Source organism: Streptomyces sp. NPDC006372 (assembly GCF_040612515.1).
GTDB lineage: Bacteria > Actinomycetota > Actinomycetes > Streptomycetales > Streptomycetaceae > Streptomyces.
In genome coordinates, this window is record NZ_JBEXQJ010000025.1 from 127062 (window position 1) to 141230 (window position 14169).

Here is a 14169-nt window from a genome sequence, read left to right on the forward strand (position 1 = left end):
CTAGGCAGCAAGGTCCCTCTCAGAAGCCCCGGCCCGCTCACTCCGGGCCCCCGGAATCACCGCGTCTCCCGCCCCGGCACCCCGCCCTCTGGCCCGAACGACCCACCCCACCCGGGGCGACCGCTCCACGGCCCGGACAACCGGCGTCAACAGGGCCATGGCCACCGGCGACAGCAACAACGCCACCGCCGTCCCCAGCGCGAACCCACCGATGACATCCGTCGGGTAGTGCACACCCATGTAGACCCGGATGAACCCGCCGAACACCGCCAGCACCAGCGCGACCAGCCCGAACTTCCGGTTCGCGACGAAGAGTCCGACCGCCATCGCCATGACCATCGTCGCGTGATCGCTCACGAACGAGTAGTCGGTCTTCCCGCTGACCAGTACCTCGAGCCCTTGGTGGTCCAGGAACGGCCGCGGTCGTTCCACGAACCCGCGTATGGGCACGTTGACCAGCACGGCGACACCCGCCGCGAGCGGCGCCCAGACCAGCGCCGCGACGGAGGACGCCGCGTCCTCGTCACCCCGGCGCCGCACGCCCCACCAGCACCACAGCACGAGCAGGACGATGGCGAGCAACAGCCCGTATTCGCCCACGAACTCCATGACCCGGTCGAACCACGGCGGTGCGTCCTTGGCCAGGCCATTGATGTCGTAGAGCAGGTCGACGTCGGGGTTCGACCCGGATTCGGCGAGTCCAGCCATGGTGCTGCGGGCCCCTTCGTCGTCTCTCTCGGCGCGCCTGTGCGCGCGCCGGTCCTGCCACCCCCGTGGTTGTAGATCCGCTTCCGCTGCACTGACGTCCGCTCGGCTACGTCACCAGGAACGCACGGTCCCCGTTGATACGTTCCACACTCCACCGAATGATCACGCAGACGTTATCGAAGAGAGATACGTCTTCGCAGCTCAGGGGGTGAGTTCACGCTCGGCTCACACCGTCGTGGGCAGCGCTTTCGCGCCATCTTCGGTGACCCGGGTGGCTCCGAAGTAGTCGGGGGTGTCGATCGGGTCGAACCTGATCACGGCGCCCGTTCGCGGCGCGTCGATCATGTACCCACCACCGACATAAATACCGACATGCCGGATGGCTCGGGAATTGGTGAGGTCGTCCGAGAAGAACACCAGGTCGCCGGGGAGCAGTTCGTCCCGCTTGGGGTGCGGTCCGGCGTTGTACTGGTCGTTGGCGACGCGCGGCAGTTCGATGCCCACGCTGTCGTACGCGGCCTGGGTCAGCCCGGAGCAGTCGAAGCGTCCGCCCTGCTCAGCGGTACCGGTACCGCCCCACAGATAGGGCGTGCCGAGCTTCTTCTGCGCGTACTCGATGGCGCCGGCGGCCTGCTCGGAGGGGTCGACCCGCCCGACGGGCGCCGCGAAGCTCTTGGAGAGCGTCGTGATCGTCTTCACGTAGTTCTGCGTCTCGCTGTACGGCGGGACACCCTTGTACTTGATCACCGCGTACGCCCCCGCGTTGTACGCGGCCAGCATGTTTTCGGTCGGATTCCCGCCAACGTCCTTCACGTACTTGGCGAGCTCACAGTCATACGACGCGGCTGAGGGGATCGCGTCCTTCGGGTCCCATACGTCCCGGTCCCCGTCCCCGTCCCCGTCGATGCCGTGCGAGGCCCAGGTGCCGGGAATGAACTGCGCTATCCCCTGAGCGGCGGCCTGGCTCTGCGCCTTCGGGTTGAACCCGCTCTCCTGGTACAGCTGGGCGGCCAGCAGGGCCGGACTGATGGCGGGGCACAGGTTGCCCCACTTCTGCACGAGGGCCGAATATGCGGCCGGCACCGACCCCTTGGCGAGGGCCTTCGCCCCGCCGCCCACGCCGTTGACCAGGTTCCCGGCCACGATGTAGACCCCCACGACGAGCAGCATCACGAAAGCCAGCGCAGAGCTGATCGCAACACCCGCCACGACCCAGGCCTTACGCACCGTCAACCGCCCCTCACTCCACAGGAGTCCACCGCCCGGTCAGTGTAGAGGCGGCCGCCGACCTCGGGAATGATCACGAGGAGGAGAGTCGGGGCAGAAGAAGAACGTCCGAAAGCACAGGGCGACACGTCAGGGGCAACCGGCGCACGGGTGCGGCCCCGAACGGCTGACGGCCACTGCCGCCAGTGACAGAACGTCACCGAGGAACGAAAAGGCCGTGGCACCCAGCCTCGACCCGTTCGCCGTGTTGGGTAGCCTTCACCCGGGAACACCGGCGCGACCACTCACCCGACTGACCGTCAAAAACGGCCCGAAACGGTGACACAGGGCGCAAGAGGGGACAACGACGGAGCCACACGACAGGTTTCGCTCAGGCCTCATTGCCCGGGGTGACCTGCCGTGATACACAGAGTGACCATACGATCCCGGCAAGGTATTCGTACGAAACCCGCCAATCAATGACGCCAAGTCGACATGCGACAGCGTCATTGTCGGCGACAATGAGGCCTGACCTCTGCACGACCGCAGAGGATGCGGAACTACCCAACAGGGGCGGTGACTTACATGCTCTTTGCGGCCGACAAGGGAGATATCAACACCATCATCGGCGGGATCGCTCCGGACTGGGGGCCCTTCGGCAGCCTGGGCAACGAGGCCAAGGTGATGATCGAGGTCGTGATGGCGGTCGCCATCCTGCTCTGCCTCGGTATCGCGATCTGGGGCGCGGCGAAGCAGCGCATCGGCGCGACGGCCCTCCGGGACACCTTCAGCGCCGAGCAGGGCAAGGGCCTCATCATCGCCGGCCTCACAGGAGTCTTCATCATCGGCTCCCTCGGCACGCTCTTCACCATCGTGTACGGCATGGCCGTGTAGCCGGGCACCCCCCGCCCCGGCCGGGCACGCCCGGCTCCCCTCCATCCCACCCGCCCGTCGTGCCCACCGGCTGAGGTTGCGTTTCCCTGATGTCGAGTCACCACACCGCGCCCGCGCGGGAACCAGCACGGCTACCGTCGTACGAGGAGTACGAAGTGTCTCCGCACGACGTCGAGGGGGCGTACGCGGCATGAGTCTCGGTGACGAGCACGAGGCCTCCGGCGGTTACGGCGGCACGGGCCAGACCCGCACCCGCCTGCCCGACACCGGAGCCGACACCTACGGCAGCACCCGCCGCGGCCGCTCGTCGTCCCGCAGCCTGGTCACGGTGGTCGGCGTAGTGGTCCTCCTCATCGCAGCCATCGCCTTCGCGAACCGCGGCGACGACAACCCCGAAACCAACGGCTCGGGCACCAACAAGCCGGACGCAGCGGCCACGGCCCCCTCCGGCAAGCGCCCCGTCCAGACCAAGTCGGGCGGCGGCATCCCGTCGGGCTTCGCACAGGACCAGGAGGGCGCGCAGAGCGCGGCGGCGAACTACGCGGTGGTGCTGGTCTCGGCCGACATCCTCAAGCCCGCCCGGCGCCCCGAGATGCTCCGCCAGGTGTTCGACGCCGGCAGGGTGTCCGAGTTGGAGAGAAAGCTCGGCCAGGTGTACGACAAGGCGTTCCTGGACAAGGTCGGCCTGGACCAGAACGGCGACGCCCCGAAGGGCAGTACGTACGTGTCCCGCACCATGCCGGTCGGCACCAAGGCCACCGAGTACTCCGGCAACGCCGCCACCGTCGAGGTCTGGTGCACGGGCGTGTACGGGATGACGGGGGACAGCTCGGAGAACCCGGTCACCAGCGACTGGTTCACCATGACCCTCCAGCTGCGCTGGACCGACGGCGACTGGAAGGTCGACAGCTTCTCCCAGAAGGAAGGCCCCGCGCCGGTCAACGGCGACAACAAGGTGTCGACGTCGGACGACATCACCAAGGCCGTCCAGGAGTTCGGAGGGTTCACGTATGCCCGGTAGCCCGCGCCGCGCAGTCACACTCGCCGCGACTCTCACGGCCGTACAGACCACCGTCGTCCTGCTCGCCACCCGGGCGGTGGCCGCCCCCACCCCGTCGCCGACACCCAGCGACGACAACTGTTCCCTGCTCTCAGGCCGGGCCAGAGAGATCTGCGAAGGCGACACCAGCAACGGCGGAGGAGACGGCGGGACCTCCCGTCTCGACCCCACCTCCACCCTCGACCCCCTCTCCTCCCTCGCCAAAGGCTGCGCCGACGCCGCCTCCTGGACCGTCGACAAGCTCAGCGACGCCGTGCAGGAGACAGCGAACGTCGACTTCACGAACCCCAAGTTCCTCCAGCAGTACGCGGTCGTCTTCGCCGCGTCCACGATCCTCACGCTCCTGCTCTGGCTCCTGGCCGTGGCCAAGCGGGCGGTGCGCGGCGTCCCCCTCACCACCGCCCTCTCCGAAGCCATCGGCTTCCTCTGGCTGACCGTCCTGGCCTCCGCCTTCACCCCGCTGATCCTCTACACCGTCGTATCGGCGACGGACGGCGTCACAGAAGTCCTCGCCAAAGCCACCGGCGACCAGACCGACGCCTTCTTCGGCACCTTCTCCGAGGCCCTCAAGAAGGGCGAGAACATCGGCGGCGGCCCCATCATGCTGATCGTCGTCTCCCTGGTCAGCATCCTCGCCGCCGGAGTGCTGTGGCTGGAGCTCGTCATCCGGGCGGCGCTCCTCTACGTCGGCGCCCTCCTCGGCACCGTCGTCTACGCCGGCCTCGTCGACAAGAACCTCTGGGGCCACGTCCGCCGCTGGGCCGGCATCATGATCGCGGTCATCCTCGTCAAGCCGGTGATCGTGATCGTCCTCGGCCTCGCCGGCGCACTCTCCGCCGACGACGGCCCCGACGCCTTCTCCGCCGTCGTCTCCGGCCTCGCCATCATCCTGCTCGCCATCTTCGCGAGCGCGATGATCTACCGCTTCGTCCCCGGCTTCGGCGACGAGATCGCCGGCTCCCGCAACAACCGCCTCATGCAGGGCGCCGAGAGCAAGGCCGCCGCGGTCATCAGCTCCCCCGCGAGCCTGGTCGCGCAGGGCATCAAGACCCACAGCTCCCGCGCGGACCACAACAGCGGCGGAGGCAGCCAGTCCTCCGCCCCACGTCCCAGCAACCCCGCCTCCGGCGGAGTCGCCGCGCACGGCACGCGCACCTCGAACGGCGGCGGATCTGTCCCCTCCGCCGCACCCGCACCCCGTTCGAGCAGCCCCGTCAACACGCCTCACGCCAGCAGCACCCGCAACAGCAGTACCAATCGCACGGGAGGTGAAGGGCGTTGACGACCGAGTCCCACGTGTCCCATCCGGTCACGCCCCGCCGTACATATCTGATCGGCCGCGCCCGGCCGAACGCGATCATCGGCCGCAACCGCGAGACCGGCGAGATCGCCCTGATCGTCGTGGGCGCGTTCCTCGGCATGATGTGCGGGCTCCTCGTCCCGGTGCTGCCCCTGCGCATCGTGCTGCTCGCCGGGTTCCCGATGCTGGCGCTGGCCGCCGTGTACGTGCCGTACAAGCACCGCACCTTCTACAAGTGGTTCGAGATCAACCGCAGCTTCAAACGCACTGTCAAGCAGGGCGCCACCTACCGCTCCACCGCCGTCGAGGCCGGCACCCGGCTGGACGGCCGTGAGGTGGAGATCGGCCCGCCCCCCGGCATCGGCCGCATCACCTGGCTGTCCGCCCCCTTCGGACCCGACGAGATCGCCGTGCTCCTGCACGCCGACCGCAAGACCGTCACCGCCGCCATCGAGATCGAGGGCCCCGGCGTCGGACTGCGCGACTCCGAGGACCAAGAGGCCCTCGTCGACCGCTTCGGCACGCTGCTCAAGCACGTGGCCAACGGCGACGGCTTCGTCACCCGCCTCCAGATGCTCGCCCGCACCCTCCCCGCCGACCCGGACGCCCACGCCAAGGACGTGTCCGTACGCGGCGACGAGAAGGCCCCGCCGTGGCTGCAGCAGTCGTACGACCAGCTCCAGTCGATGGTGTCCACCAGCAGCGAGCAGCACCGCGCCTACCTCGTCGCCTGCATGCACTACACGCGCGAGCTCGCCGCCGAGGCCAATGCCATGGCCCGTGCGGCCCGCGCCCACGGCGGCAAGGTCGACCGTGACGCCGGACTCGCCGTCGTCATGGCCCGCGAGCTCACCGACATCTGCTCGCGCCTCCAGGAGGCCGACATCCGGGTACGCCAGCCGCTCGGCCAGGGAAGGCTGTCCTCCCTGGTCCACTCCATGTACGACCCGGACCACCCGATCGACCACATCCAGGCGATGACCAAGCGCAACGCCTGGCCGGCCGAGCTGGACGCCATGGAGCCCACCTACCTCCAGGCCAAGACCCGCGAGTCCTCCACCCGCGCCCCCTGGTGCCACGCCACCGCCTGGGTGAAGGAGTGGCCGATGACCCCCGTCGGCGTCAACTTCCTCGCCCCGCTCCTCGTCCACACCCCGGACGTCATCCGCACGGTCGCCGTCACCATGGACCTCGAACCCACCGAGGTCGCCATCGAGCGCATGCTCACCGAGAAGACCAACGACGAGGCCGAGGCGTCCCGCGCCGCCAAGATGAACCGCACCGTCGACCCGCGTGACGCGGCCGCGAACTCCCGGCTCGACCAGCGCGGCGAGGACCTCGCCAGCGGCGCCGCCGGCGTCAACCTCGTCGGCTACATCACGGTCTCCTCCCGCTCCCCCGACGCCCTCGCCCGCGACAAGCGGACGATCAGGGCCTCGGCCGGCAAGTCGTACCTCAAGCTGGAGTGGTGCGACCGCGAGCACCACCGCGCCTTCGTGAACACCCTTCCCTTCGCCACCGGCATTCGGAGGTAGGACCAGATGCGGGACCCGCTGTCCGTCCTCACCGACGCCTTCACCTCCTTCCTCTTCGGGAAGGTCGAGACGACCAGGCTCCCGGTGCGCACGTCCACGGGCCAGGCCCAGGCGGTCTACCTGCCGACCGCCGCCCCGGGCCTCGGCGACTCCGGCGTCATCATCGGCCGCGAGGTGTACTCCGGAAAGGGCTACATCTACGACCCCTTCCAGCTGTACGGCCAGCAGCTCCCCGCCCCCCACTGGCTGGTCCTCGGCGAGTCCGGCAACGGCAAGTCGGCGCTGGAGAAGACGTACGTCCTGCGCCAGCTCCGCTTCCGCGACCGCCAGGTCGTCGTCCTGGACGCCCAGGGCGAGGACGGCGTCGGCGAGTGGAACCTCATCGCCGAGGAGCTGGGGATAACTCCCATCCGCCTGGACCCGACGGCGGCCCTGGACATGGGGATCCGCCTCAACCCGCTCGACCCCGCGATCACCACCACGGGCCAGCTGGCGCTGCTCCGGACGATCATCGAGGTCGCGATGGGCCACGGCCTGGACGAACGCTCCGGCTTCGCCCTGAAGGTCGCGCACGCCTACGTCAACGAGACCATCGTCGACCGCCAGCCAGTCCTCACCGACATCGTCGAGCAGCTGCGCCACCCCGAACCCGAGTCCGCCGAAGCGATGAACGTCGCCATAGACGACGTACGGGCCTGGGGCCTGGACGTCGCCCTGGTCCTGGACCGTCTCGTCGACGGTGACCTGCGCGGCATGTTCGACGGCCCCACCACCGTCGGCATCGACCTGGACGCCCCGCTGATCGTCTTCGACCTGTCCCACATCGACCGCAACTCCATCGCCATGCCCATCCTCATGGCGATCGTCGGCGTGTGGCTGGAACACACCTGGATCCGCCCCGACCGGAAGAAGCGCATCTTCCTGGTCGAAGAGGCCTGGCACATCATCAACAGCCCCTTCGTCGCCCAGCTGTTCCAGCGCCTGCTGAAGTTCGGCCGACGGCTGGGTCTGTCGTTCGTGGCGGTGGTCCACCACCTTTCGGACGTGGTGGACGGCGCGGCGGCCAAGGAAGCGGCGGCGATCCTGAAGATGGCCTCCACCAGGACCATCTACGCCCAGAAAGCGGACGAGGCACGCGCGACCGGCCGCGTCCTCGGCCTGCCCCGCTGGGCGGTCGAGATCATCCCGACACTCACCCCCGGCATCGCCGTATGGGACGTCAACGGCAACGTCCAGGTGGTCAAACACCTGGTCACGGAGACCGAACGCCCCCTGGTCTTCACCGACCGCGCGATGACCGAGTCCTCCGCCGACCTCGACGACGACGCCCTGCGCGCCGCCGAACTCGAGGCGGAGGAACGAGCGGCGGCCTTCGTGGAGCACCACCTGGGCGACTCCGAATCGACGGTGGCTTAGGGGAGAACGCGTGAGACCGGACGACCGTCGCCCCCAGCGCGACCACCAGGGAGGCATCCCCGACGGCCTGCTGGTCGGCGTACTCGCGTTCCTCCTCGGCATGACCCTGATGGTGTGGACGGCCACCGGCCTCGCCGCCCTGTTCGCCCACGGCTCGTGGCCGTCCGGCGTCACCTTCACCCGCACGCCCCTGGCCATGCGCGGCCTCATCGCCCAACCCCACGACATCCCCGGCGCCTGGCCGGACACACCCCCCGGCGAACTCTCGGGCTACGGCCTGTTCTGGGGCCTGCTCATCGGCCAGCTGATGATCCTGGTCGTCCTGACGGTGTTCGTGATGGGCACACTGGCCCGCTGGAAGGCGGTCCGGGCAAGGCGCCGGGAGGAGCGGATCCTGACGGCGGAGGAACGGCCGGGACCGGCGACCGGGGCCGCACACGAGGTTCCGGGGCCGACGCAGCACGAGGTACCGGCATCGACGCAGCACGGGGTACCGGCGCCGGTCCAGCACGAGGTGCCGGCATCGGCGCAGCCCGAGCTACGGGCGCCGGTCCAGCACGGAGTACGGACGCCGACGCAGCACGAGGTACCGGCACCGGCGCAGGAGCACGTGTCTGCGGTGGCACAGCACGAGGTCCCGACCCCCCGGCGCTCGCCCTCCGACCCCACGACCCCCCTGGACCCGGCAGCGAGCCCGACCCCGGCATCTCTGTTCACCCAGGAGCGGGTGGGCGGGTGGGAGAAAATCCTCGTAGCCCCGAGGGAAGCCCGCCGGACAACCGCCACCCAGGCGGTACGCGACGCGGAAGGCCCCGCCCTCGTCATCACGTCGAACCCGGCCCTCTGGCAGGACACCAAGGACGGAAGAGCCAAACTGGGCCCCACCCTCCTCTTCGACCCCACCCACCTCTGCGACACCCCGTCCCGCCTCCACTGGTCGCCGACAGCCGGCTGCGAGGACAAGGACACCGCAAGGGCAAGGGCCAAAGCCCTCCTCACCCCCGTCCGCCCCACCGCCAAACTCGACCAGGCCCTCGGCGACACGGCCGAGATACTCCTGCGGAGCTACCTGCACGCCGCCGCCATCGACGGCCGCACCATCCGCCACGTCCACCGCTGGTCCCAGGGCACCCAGATCCAGGACGCCGTACGCATCCTCCGTACCAACCCCAAGGCCGCCCCCGGCGCCGCCGGCGAACTCGAGGGCACGCTCACCGCCCACCCCGAACGCCGCGACATGGCCCAGCAACTGACGACCCGTGCCCTCCAGTCCCTCTCCACGGTCAATATCCGCGAGGCCTGCACCCCCAACCGAACTGATGCCCTCACCTTGGATTCCTTCGTCCACGAAGGGGGCACGCTCTATGTCGTGGGGGAGTCCATCGAGGACCCCAGGACCAACCCGGGCGCGATGCCCCTCCTGACGGCCCTCGTCTCCAGCGTGGTCGAGCGTGGCCGGCGCATGGCCGAACGGTCATCCTCCGGTCGCCTCGACCCACCATTGACCCTCGTCCTGGACGACGTCGCGGCCGTGGCCCCGCTCCCCGAGCTCCCGGAACTGCTGGCCGCCGGAGCGGCCCGCGGCATGCCGACCCTGGCCCTGCTCCGCTCCCGCGAACAGGGCCGAACCCGCTGGCCGCACGACGAGCTGCCCGTCTAGGACCCACCCAGGTCCAGCCCAGGCCCGTCACTCCCGCTCGAGCACGAACTCCAACTCCCACTCCCCCGACTCCCCGAGCGGCACGGTCACCCCACTCGGCACGAACCCCACCCGGCGATAGAACCGCTGGGCCCGCCCGTTCTCCTCGTGCACGATGAGCCGCACCCGCTCAAGACCCTGCCCCCACGACCACTCCAGGGCCGCGTCGAACAGCACCTCGGTCAGCCCGCTCCCGCGCTCCTCGGGCCGTACGAACACGCCGACCAGATGCCCCTGCTTCCGCTCCACCGGAAACCCGGCCCAGTCCGTCGTCCCGGGCTCCTCCACGAGCACGGTCAGCGTCCCGACCCATCGCCCGTCCGGCCCCTCGGCGATGATCTGCTGCTTCGTGTCCGCCCCTTCGGCGGCACCGGCCGTCCGCTCCTGCCAGAAAGAATCCGGCTGGGCCACGGCCTCCTCGTACGTCTCCAGGAAGGCCAGGTGTGCCACCGGGTCCCGCAGCGCCGCGAGCCGCAGCTCCCTCGCCGCAGGCCACTCATCAGCACGGACGGACCGGATCACATAGCTCATGCGGGCCACGGTAGTACCCGGGTACGACGCCCCTCACCCCGATTACCGCCACCGGTCCGACGCCCGCCGCCCCCGCACGCACCAGCATCGAAGCATGCTGACGGCACACGAACTCACCAAACGCTACGGCGACCGGACGGTCGTCACGGACCTGTCCTTCACCGTCCGCCCCAGCACCGTCACCGGCTTCCTCGGCCCGAACGGCGCCGGCAAGTCCACGACCATGCGGATGATCCTCGGCCTGGACGCCCCCACCCGCGGCCACGCCACCGTGGGCGGACGCTCCTACGCCGCCCACGCCGCGCCCCTCACCGAGGTCGGCGCCCTTTTGGAGGCCCGTTCGGTCCACCCCGGCCGCACCGCCTACCACCATCTGCGCTCCCTCGCCCACACCCACGGCATCCCCCGCGCCCGGGTCGAGCACGTCCTGGGCCTCACCGGTCTCACGGACGTGGCGCACCGCCGGGTCAAGGGCTTCTCGCTCGGCATGGGCCAACGCCTCGGCATCGCCGCCGCCCTCCTCGGCGACCCGGCCACCGTGGTCCTCGACGAGCCGGTCAACGGCCTCGACCCGGAGGGCGTGCTGTGGATCCGCACCCTCCTCAAGTCCCTCGCCGCCGAGGGCCGCACGGTCTTCGTCTCCTCCCACCTCATGAGCGAGATGGCCCTCACCGCCGAACACCTGGTCATCATCGGCCGCGGCCGCCTCCTCGCCGACACCACGGTCAGCGACTTCGTACGCGACTCCGGCGCCGGCACCACCAAGGTCGTCACCCCCGAGGCCGGGACCCTCGTACGGCTCCTCACGGCACCCGGCGTCGACATCACCACCGACACCCCCGGCACCCTCCAGGTCCGCGGCGCGGACGCCGAACACATCGGCCGCACGGCAGCCGCCCACGGCATCCCCCTCTACGAACTCACCCCCGGCACCGCCTCCCTCGAAGAGGCCTTCATGGACCTCACCCGCGACGCGGTCGAGTATCCGGCGACCCTCCAAGGAGCGGCAGCATGACCACGGCGACCCTCCCCTACCGCGTGACCCCGGCCCGCGTCCTGCGCTCCGAGTGGCACAAGCTCTGGACCCTCCGCTCCACCTGGATCACCCTCATCGTCACCAGCGTCCTCACGGCCGCCATGGGCGCGGGCCTGGCCGCCGCCTACGACGGCACCGGCGAGGGCGGCATGGACACGGTCCTCTTCGCCCTGCTCGGCACCCAGTTCGCCCAGATCAACCTCGGTGTCCTCGGCGTTCTGGCCACGGCAGGCGAGTACTCCACGGGCCAGATCCGCGCCACCATGACCGCCGTCCCACGCCGTCTGCCCGTCCTCTGGTCCAAGGCCGCCGTCCTGGCCGCGATCGCCCTCCCCCTCACCCTGGCGACGAACCTCCTCACCTTCCCCCTCGCCCAGTCCTTCCTCACCGGCACCGGCCTGTCCGCCTCCTTCGGCGATCCCGGCGTCCTGCGCGCCCTCGCCGGCAACGCGGTGGGCTTGACCCTCCTCACCGTCCTCGCCCTCGGCATCGGTGCCCTGGTCCGCTCGGTCCCGGCGGCCATCGGCGTCTTCATCGGGCTGCTCATGATCCTCCCGGAGGTCCTGGCGATGCTCCCCTACGACGTCGTCGACGACGCCGTCCGCTACTTCCCCGGCAAGGCCCTGGAAGCCCTCACCACCGCCCAGACCACACCCGGCACGGCCGCCCCCGGCAGCGCCCTGCTCGCCATGCTCCTGTGGACGGCGGCGACCCTCGCACTGGCAGCGACGGTCCTACGCCGCCGGGACGTCTGACACACGGCCGCGGAAACCTCCACCATGGACTCCGTGACGGAAGACAGGGCGCCGGAGCCCCTCACCGAGTACGCCCACCGCCTCACCCACCGGGTACGCGCCTTCGACCGACGCCACCCGCTGCTGTGGGACCTGCACTTCGCCGGTTTCTGGGTGACGGCGGCCCTGATCGACTACGCCGGTGGCGGCTGGCGGCACAACGCCCACGACCTGGACGTCCCCGGCTGGCTCCTCGTCCTGAGTCTCGGCCTGTCGGTCCCCCTGCTCCGGCGACGCACCCACCCTGCGGCCGTACTCGCCACCATGGCGCCCTTCGCCCTCGTCAACGCGTGGACCGGCGCCGCCCTCCAGGCGTCACTCCTCCAGCTGGTCCCCGTCTACCACCTCGCCCTGCGCCGCCCCCTGCGCAACCTGTGGTGGGCGACGGCCCTGGTGATCGCCCCGGTCCTGGTGTCGATCGCCCGCTACGGCGAAGGCACCTGGGACCAGCAGATCGGCTCACAGCTCATGTCCGTCACGGTGGCCGTCCTCATCGGCGTGACGGTCCGCACCCGCCGCAACTACACCGAGGCCCTGGAGGACCGAGCCCGCCGCCTGGAGATCGAACGCGACCAGCAGGCCCAGCTCGCGACCGCCGCCGAACGCGCCCGCATCGCCCGCGAGATGCACGACATCATCGGTCACAACCTCTCCGTCATCACAGGCCTCGCCGACGGCGGCAGATACGCGGCCGGCAAGTCCCCCGAACGCGCCGCCCAGGCCCTCGACGCCATCGCCACCACCAGCCGCCAGGCCCTCACGGAACTCCGCCGCCTCCTGGACGTCATGCGGGAGGAGGAGCAGGACCAGGCCGCCCGGTCCCCCCAGCCCGGCCTCACCGACCTCGGCCCCCTCCTCGACGGCGTGCGCTCCGCGGGCCTCCCCGTCCACACCACCGTCCACGGCGACCCCACCCTGCCGCCGGGCCGCCAGCTCACCGTCTACCGCGTCATCCAGGAAGCCCTCACCAACACCCTCAAACACGGCGGCCCCGACGCCACCGCGGAGATAGAACTGTCCTACGAGGACAAGGGGGCCGTCACCGCGACGATCACGGACACCGGCAACGGCAGCCGCACCGACCATACGGCCCGGGGCGGCCGTGGACTCCCCGGAATGCGCGAGCGAACCGCCCTGTACGGCGGCACACTTGAGGCCGGCCCCCGCCCGCACCCGGAGCAGGGCTGGCGTGTCCGCCTACACCTCCCGGAGGAACACCCGCAGTGACCACGGTCCTGATCGCCGACGACCAGCCCCTCCAGCGCTTCGGTTCCCGCATGCTCCTCGAGAGCCAGGACGACATGACGGTCGTGGGCGAGGCGGCGAACGGCAGTGAAGCGGTCCGGATGGCGGCGGAGCTCCATCCCGACGTCGTCCTCATGGACATCCGCATGCCCGGCCTGGACGGCATCGAGGCGACCCGCCGCATCACCGCCGCCGGTGACCGCACCCGCATTCTGATCGTCACGACCTTCGACCTGGACGAGTACGCCTACGCCGGCCTCCGCGCGGGCGCCTCCGGCTTCCTCGTCAAGGACGCCCAGCCGGAGGAACTCCTCTCCGGCATCCGCGCGGTGGCCACCGGCGACGCGGTCGTCGCCCCCAGCCTGACCCGCCGCCTCCTCGACGCCTACGTCCACCACCTGCCGACCGACCCGGCCGCGGACACCCCGGCCCAGGAGGACCCGCGTCTCGCTGCCCTCACCGACCGGGAACGCGAGATCCTCACGGTCATCGGCCAGGGCTGGACGAACACGGAGATAGCCACACGTCTTCATCTGGCCGAGTCGACGGTGAAGACCCACGTGGGCCGGATTCTGGCGAAAACCGGTTCCCGTGACCGTATTCAGGCGGTCATCCTGGCGTACGACACGAAGCTGGTGGAACCGTCGTAGAACGCAGAAAACCCCCGCACCGAATGGTGCGGGGGTTTTCCCAATAATTGTTCGGCGGCGTCCTACTCTCCCACAGGGTCCCCCCTGCAGTACCA

At 70.0% G+C, this 14169-nt stretch carries 13 protein-coding genes; 10 read left to right on the forward strand and 3 right to left on the reverse strand.

The features are described from left to right. Both ABZ016_RS30090 and ABZ016_RS30095 read right to left on the reverse strand, forming a co-directional pair. Entirely contained in the window at positions 1-708 is a 708-nt protein-coding gene (locus ABZ016_RS30090) for a phosphatase PAP2 family protein (RefSeq protein ID WP_356919839.1), read from the reverse strand. A gap of 225 nt (positions 709-933) precedes the next feature. Beyond that, entirely contained in the window at positions 934-1935 is a 1002-nt protein-coding gene (locus ABZ016_RS30095; protein ID WP_356919854.1) for a bifunctional lytic transglycosylase/C40 family peptidase, read from the reverse strand. A 564-nt stretch (positions 1936-2499) separates the two neighbouring features. Between ABZ016_RS30095 and ABZ016_RS30100 the strand changes: the two genes are divergently transcribed. From ABZ016_RS30100 to ABZ016_RS30125, 6 genes are all read left to right on the forward strand, one after another. Continuing rightward, positions 2500-2808: a hypothetical protein gene (locus ABZ016_RS30100; protein WP_003991275.1), complete on the forward strand. Its 309-nt coding sequence runs from the start codon at positions 2500-2502 to the stop codon at positions 2806-2808. A 190-nt stretch (positions 2809-2998) separates the two neighbouring features. Further along, positions 2999-3829, forward strand: a complete 831-nt coding sequence (locus ABZ016_RS30105) for a hypothetical protein (RefSeq protein WP_356919840.1) — start codon at positions 2999-3001, stop codon at positions 3827-3829. Beyond that, entirely contained in the window at positions 3819-5150 is a 1332-nt protein-coding gene (locus ABZ016_RS30110; protein ID WP_356919841.1) for a hypothetical protein, read from the forward strand. The genes ABZ016_RS30105 and ABZ016_RS30110 overlap by 11 nt, the downstream gene beginning before the upstream one ends. Continuing rightward, a complete protein-coding gene (locus ABZ016_RS30115; protein WP_356919842.1) occupies positions 5147-6703 on the forward strand; it encodes an SCO6880 family protein in 1557 nt (518 codons plus the stop codon). The genes ABZ016_RS30110 and ABZ016_RS30115 overlap by 4 nt, the downstream gene beginning before the upstream one ends. 6 nt (positions 6704-6709) lie before the next feature. Next, on the forward strand, positions 6710-8119 hold the full coding sequence (locus tag ABZ016_RS30120; protein WP_356919843.1) for an ATP-binding protein: 1410 nt from the start codon (positions 6710-6712) through the stop codon (positions 8117-8119). Positions 8120-8129: 10 nt separating this feature from the next. After that, on the forward strand, positions 8130-9779 hold the full coding sequence (locus tag ABZ016_RS30125) for a type VI secretion protein (RefSeq protein ID WP_356919844.1): 1650 nt from the start codon (positions 8130-8132) through the stop codon (positions 9777-9779). A gap of 27 nt (positions 9780-9806) precedes the next feature. Here the strand turns inward: ABZ016_RS30125 and ABZ016_RS30130 are convergent, their stop codons facing one another. Next, positions 9807-10349, reverse strand: coding sequence for a GNAT family N-acetyltransferase (locus ABZ016_RS30130; RefSeq protein WP_356919845.1), 543 nt, complete (start codon positions 10347-10349; stop codon positions 9807-9809). A gap of 94 nt (positions 10350-10443) precedes the next feature. Here ABZ016_RS30130 and ABZ016_RS30135 point away from each other — a divergent pair, with 94 nt between their 5' ends. Genes ABZ016_RS30135 through ABZ016_RS30150 form a run of 4 tightly spaced genes read left to right on the forward strand, consistent with a single transcriptional unit; the run spans position 10444 to position 14074 of the window. Then, positions 10444-11364, forward strand: a complete 921-nt coding sequence (locus ABZ016_RS30135; protein ID WP_356919846.1) for an ATP-binding cassette domain-containing protein — start codon at positions 10444-10446, stop codon at positions 11362-11364. Continuing rightward, complete coding sequence (locus ABZ016_RS30140) at positions 11361-12140, forward strand: ABC transporter permease (protein ID WP_356919847.1); 780 nt, start codon at positions 11361-11363, stop codon at positions 12138-12140. The genes ABZ016_RS30135 and ABZ016_RS30140 overlap by 4 nt, the downstream gene beginning before the upstream one ends. 24 nt (positions 12141-12164) lie before the next feature. Then, a complete protein-coding gene (locus tag ABZ016_RS30145) occupies positions 12165-13406 on the forward strand; it encodes a histidine kinase (RefSeq protein WP_356919848.1) in 1242 nt (413 codons plus the stop codon). After that, complete coding sequence (locus ABZ016_RS30150; protein ID WP_356919849.1) at positions 13403-14074, forward strand: response regulator transcription factor; 672 nt, start codon at positions 13403-13405, stop codon at positions 14072-14074. The genes ABZ016_RS30145 and ABZ016_RS30150 overlap by 4 nt, the downstream gene beginning before the upstream one ends. Positions 14075-14169 lie beyond the last annotated feature (95 nt).

Bases quoted from the DNA above. Each gene is read 5' to 3' on its own strand.
- ABZ016_RS30090 (WP_356919839.1), bottom strand. From the start codon at position 708: ATGGCTGGACTCGCCGAATCCGGGTCGAACCCCGACGTCGACCTGCTC.
- ABZ016_RS30100 (WP_003991275.1), top strand. From the start codon at position 2,500: ATGCTCTTTGCGGCCGACAAGGGAGATATCAACACCATCATCGGCGGG.
- ABZ016_RS30105 (WP_356919840.1), top strand. From the start codon at position 2,999: ATGAGTCTCGGTGACGAGCACGAGGCCTCCGGCGGTTACGGCGGCACG.
- ABZ016_RS30110 (WP_356919841.1), top strand. From the start codon at position 3,819: ATGCCCGGTAGCCCGCGCCGCGCAGTCACACTCGCCGCGACTCTCACG.
- ABZ016_RS30120 (WP_356919843.1), top strand. From the start codon at position 6,710: ATGCGGGACCCGCTGTCCGTCCTCACCGACGCCTTCACCTCCTTCCTC.
- ABZ016_RS30130 (WP_356919845.1), bottom strand. From the start codon at position 10,349: ATGAGCTATGTGATCCGGTCCGTCCGTGCTGATGAGTGGCCTGCGGCG.
- ABZ016_RS30135 (WP_356919846.1), top strand. From the start codon at position 10,444: ATGCTGACGGCACACGAACTCACCAAACGCTACGGCGACCGGACGGTC.
- ABZ016_RS30140 (WP_356919847.1), top strand. From the start codon at position 11,361: ATGACCACGGCGACCCTCCCCTACCGCGTGACCCCGGCCCGCGTCCTG.
- ABZ016_RS30145 (WP_356919848.1), top strand. From the start codon at position 12,165: ATGGACTCCGTGACGGAAGACAGGGCGCCGGAGCCCCTCACCGAGTAC.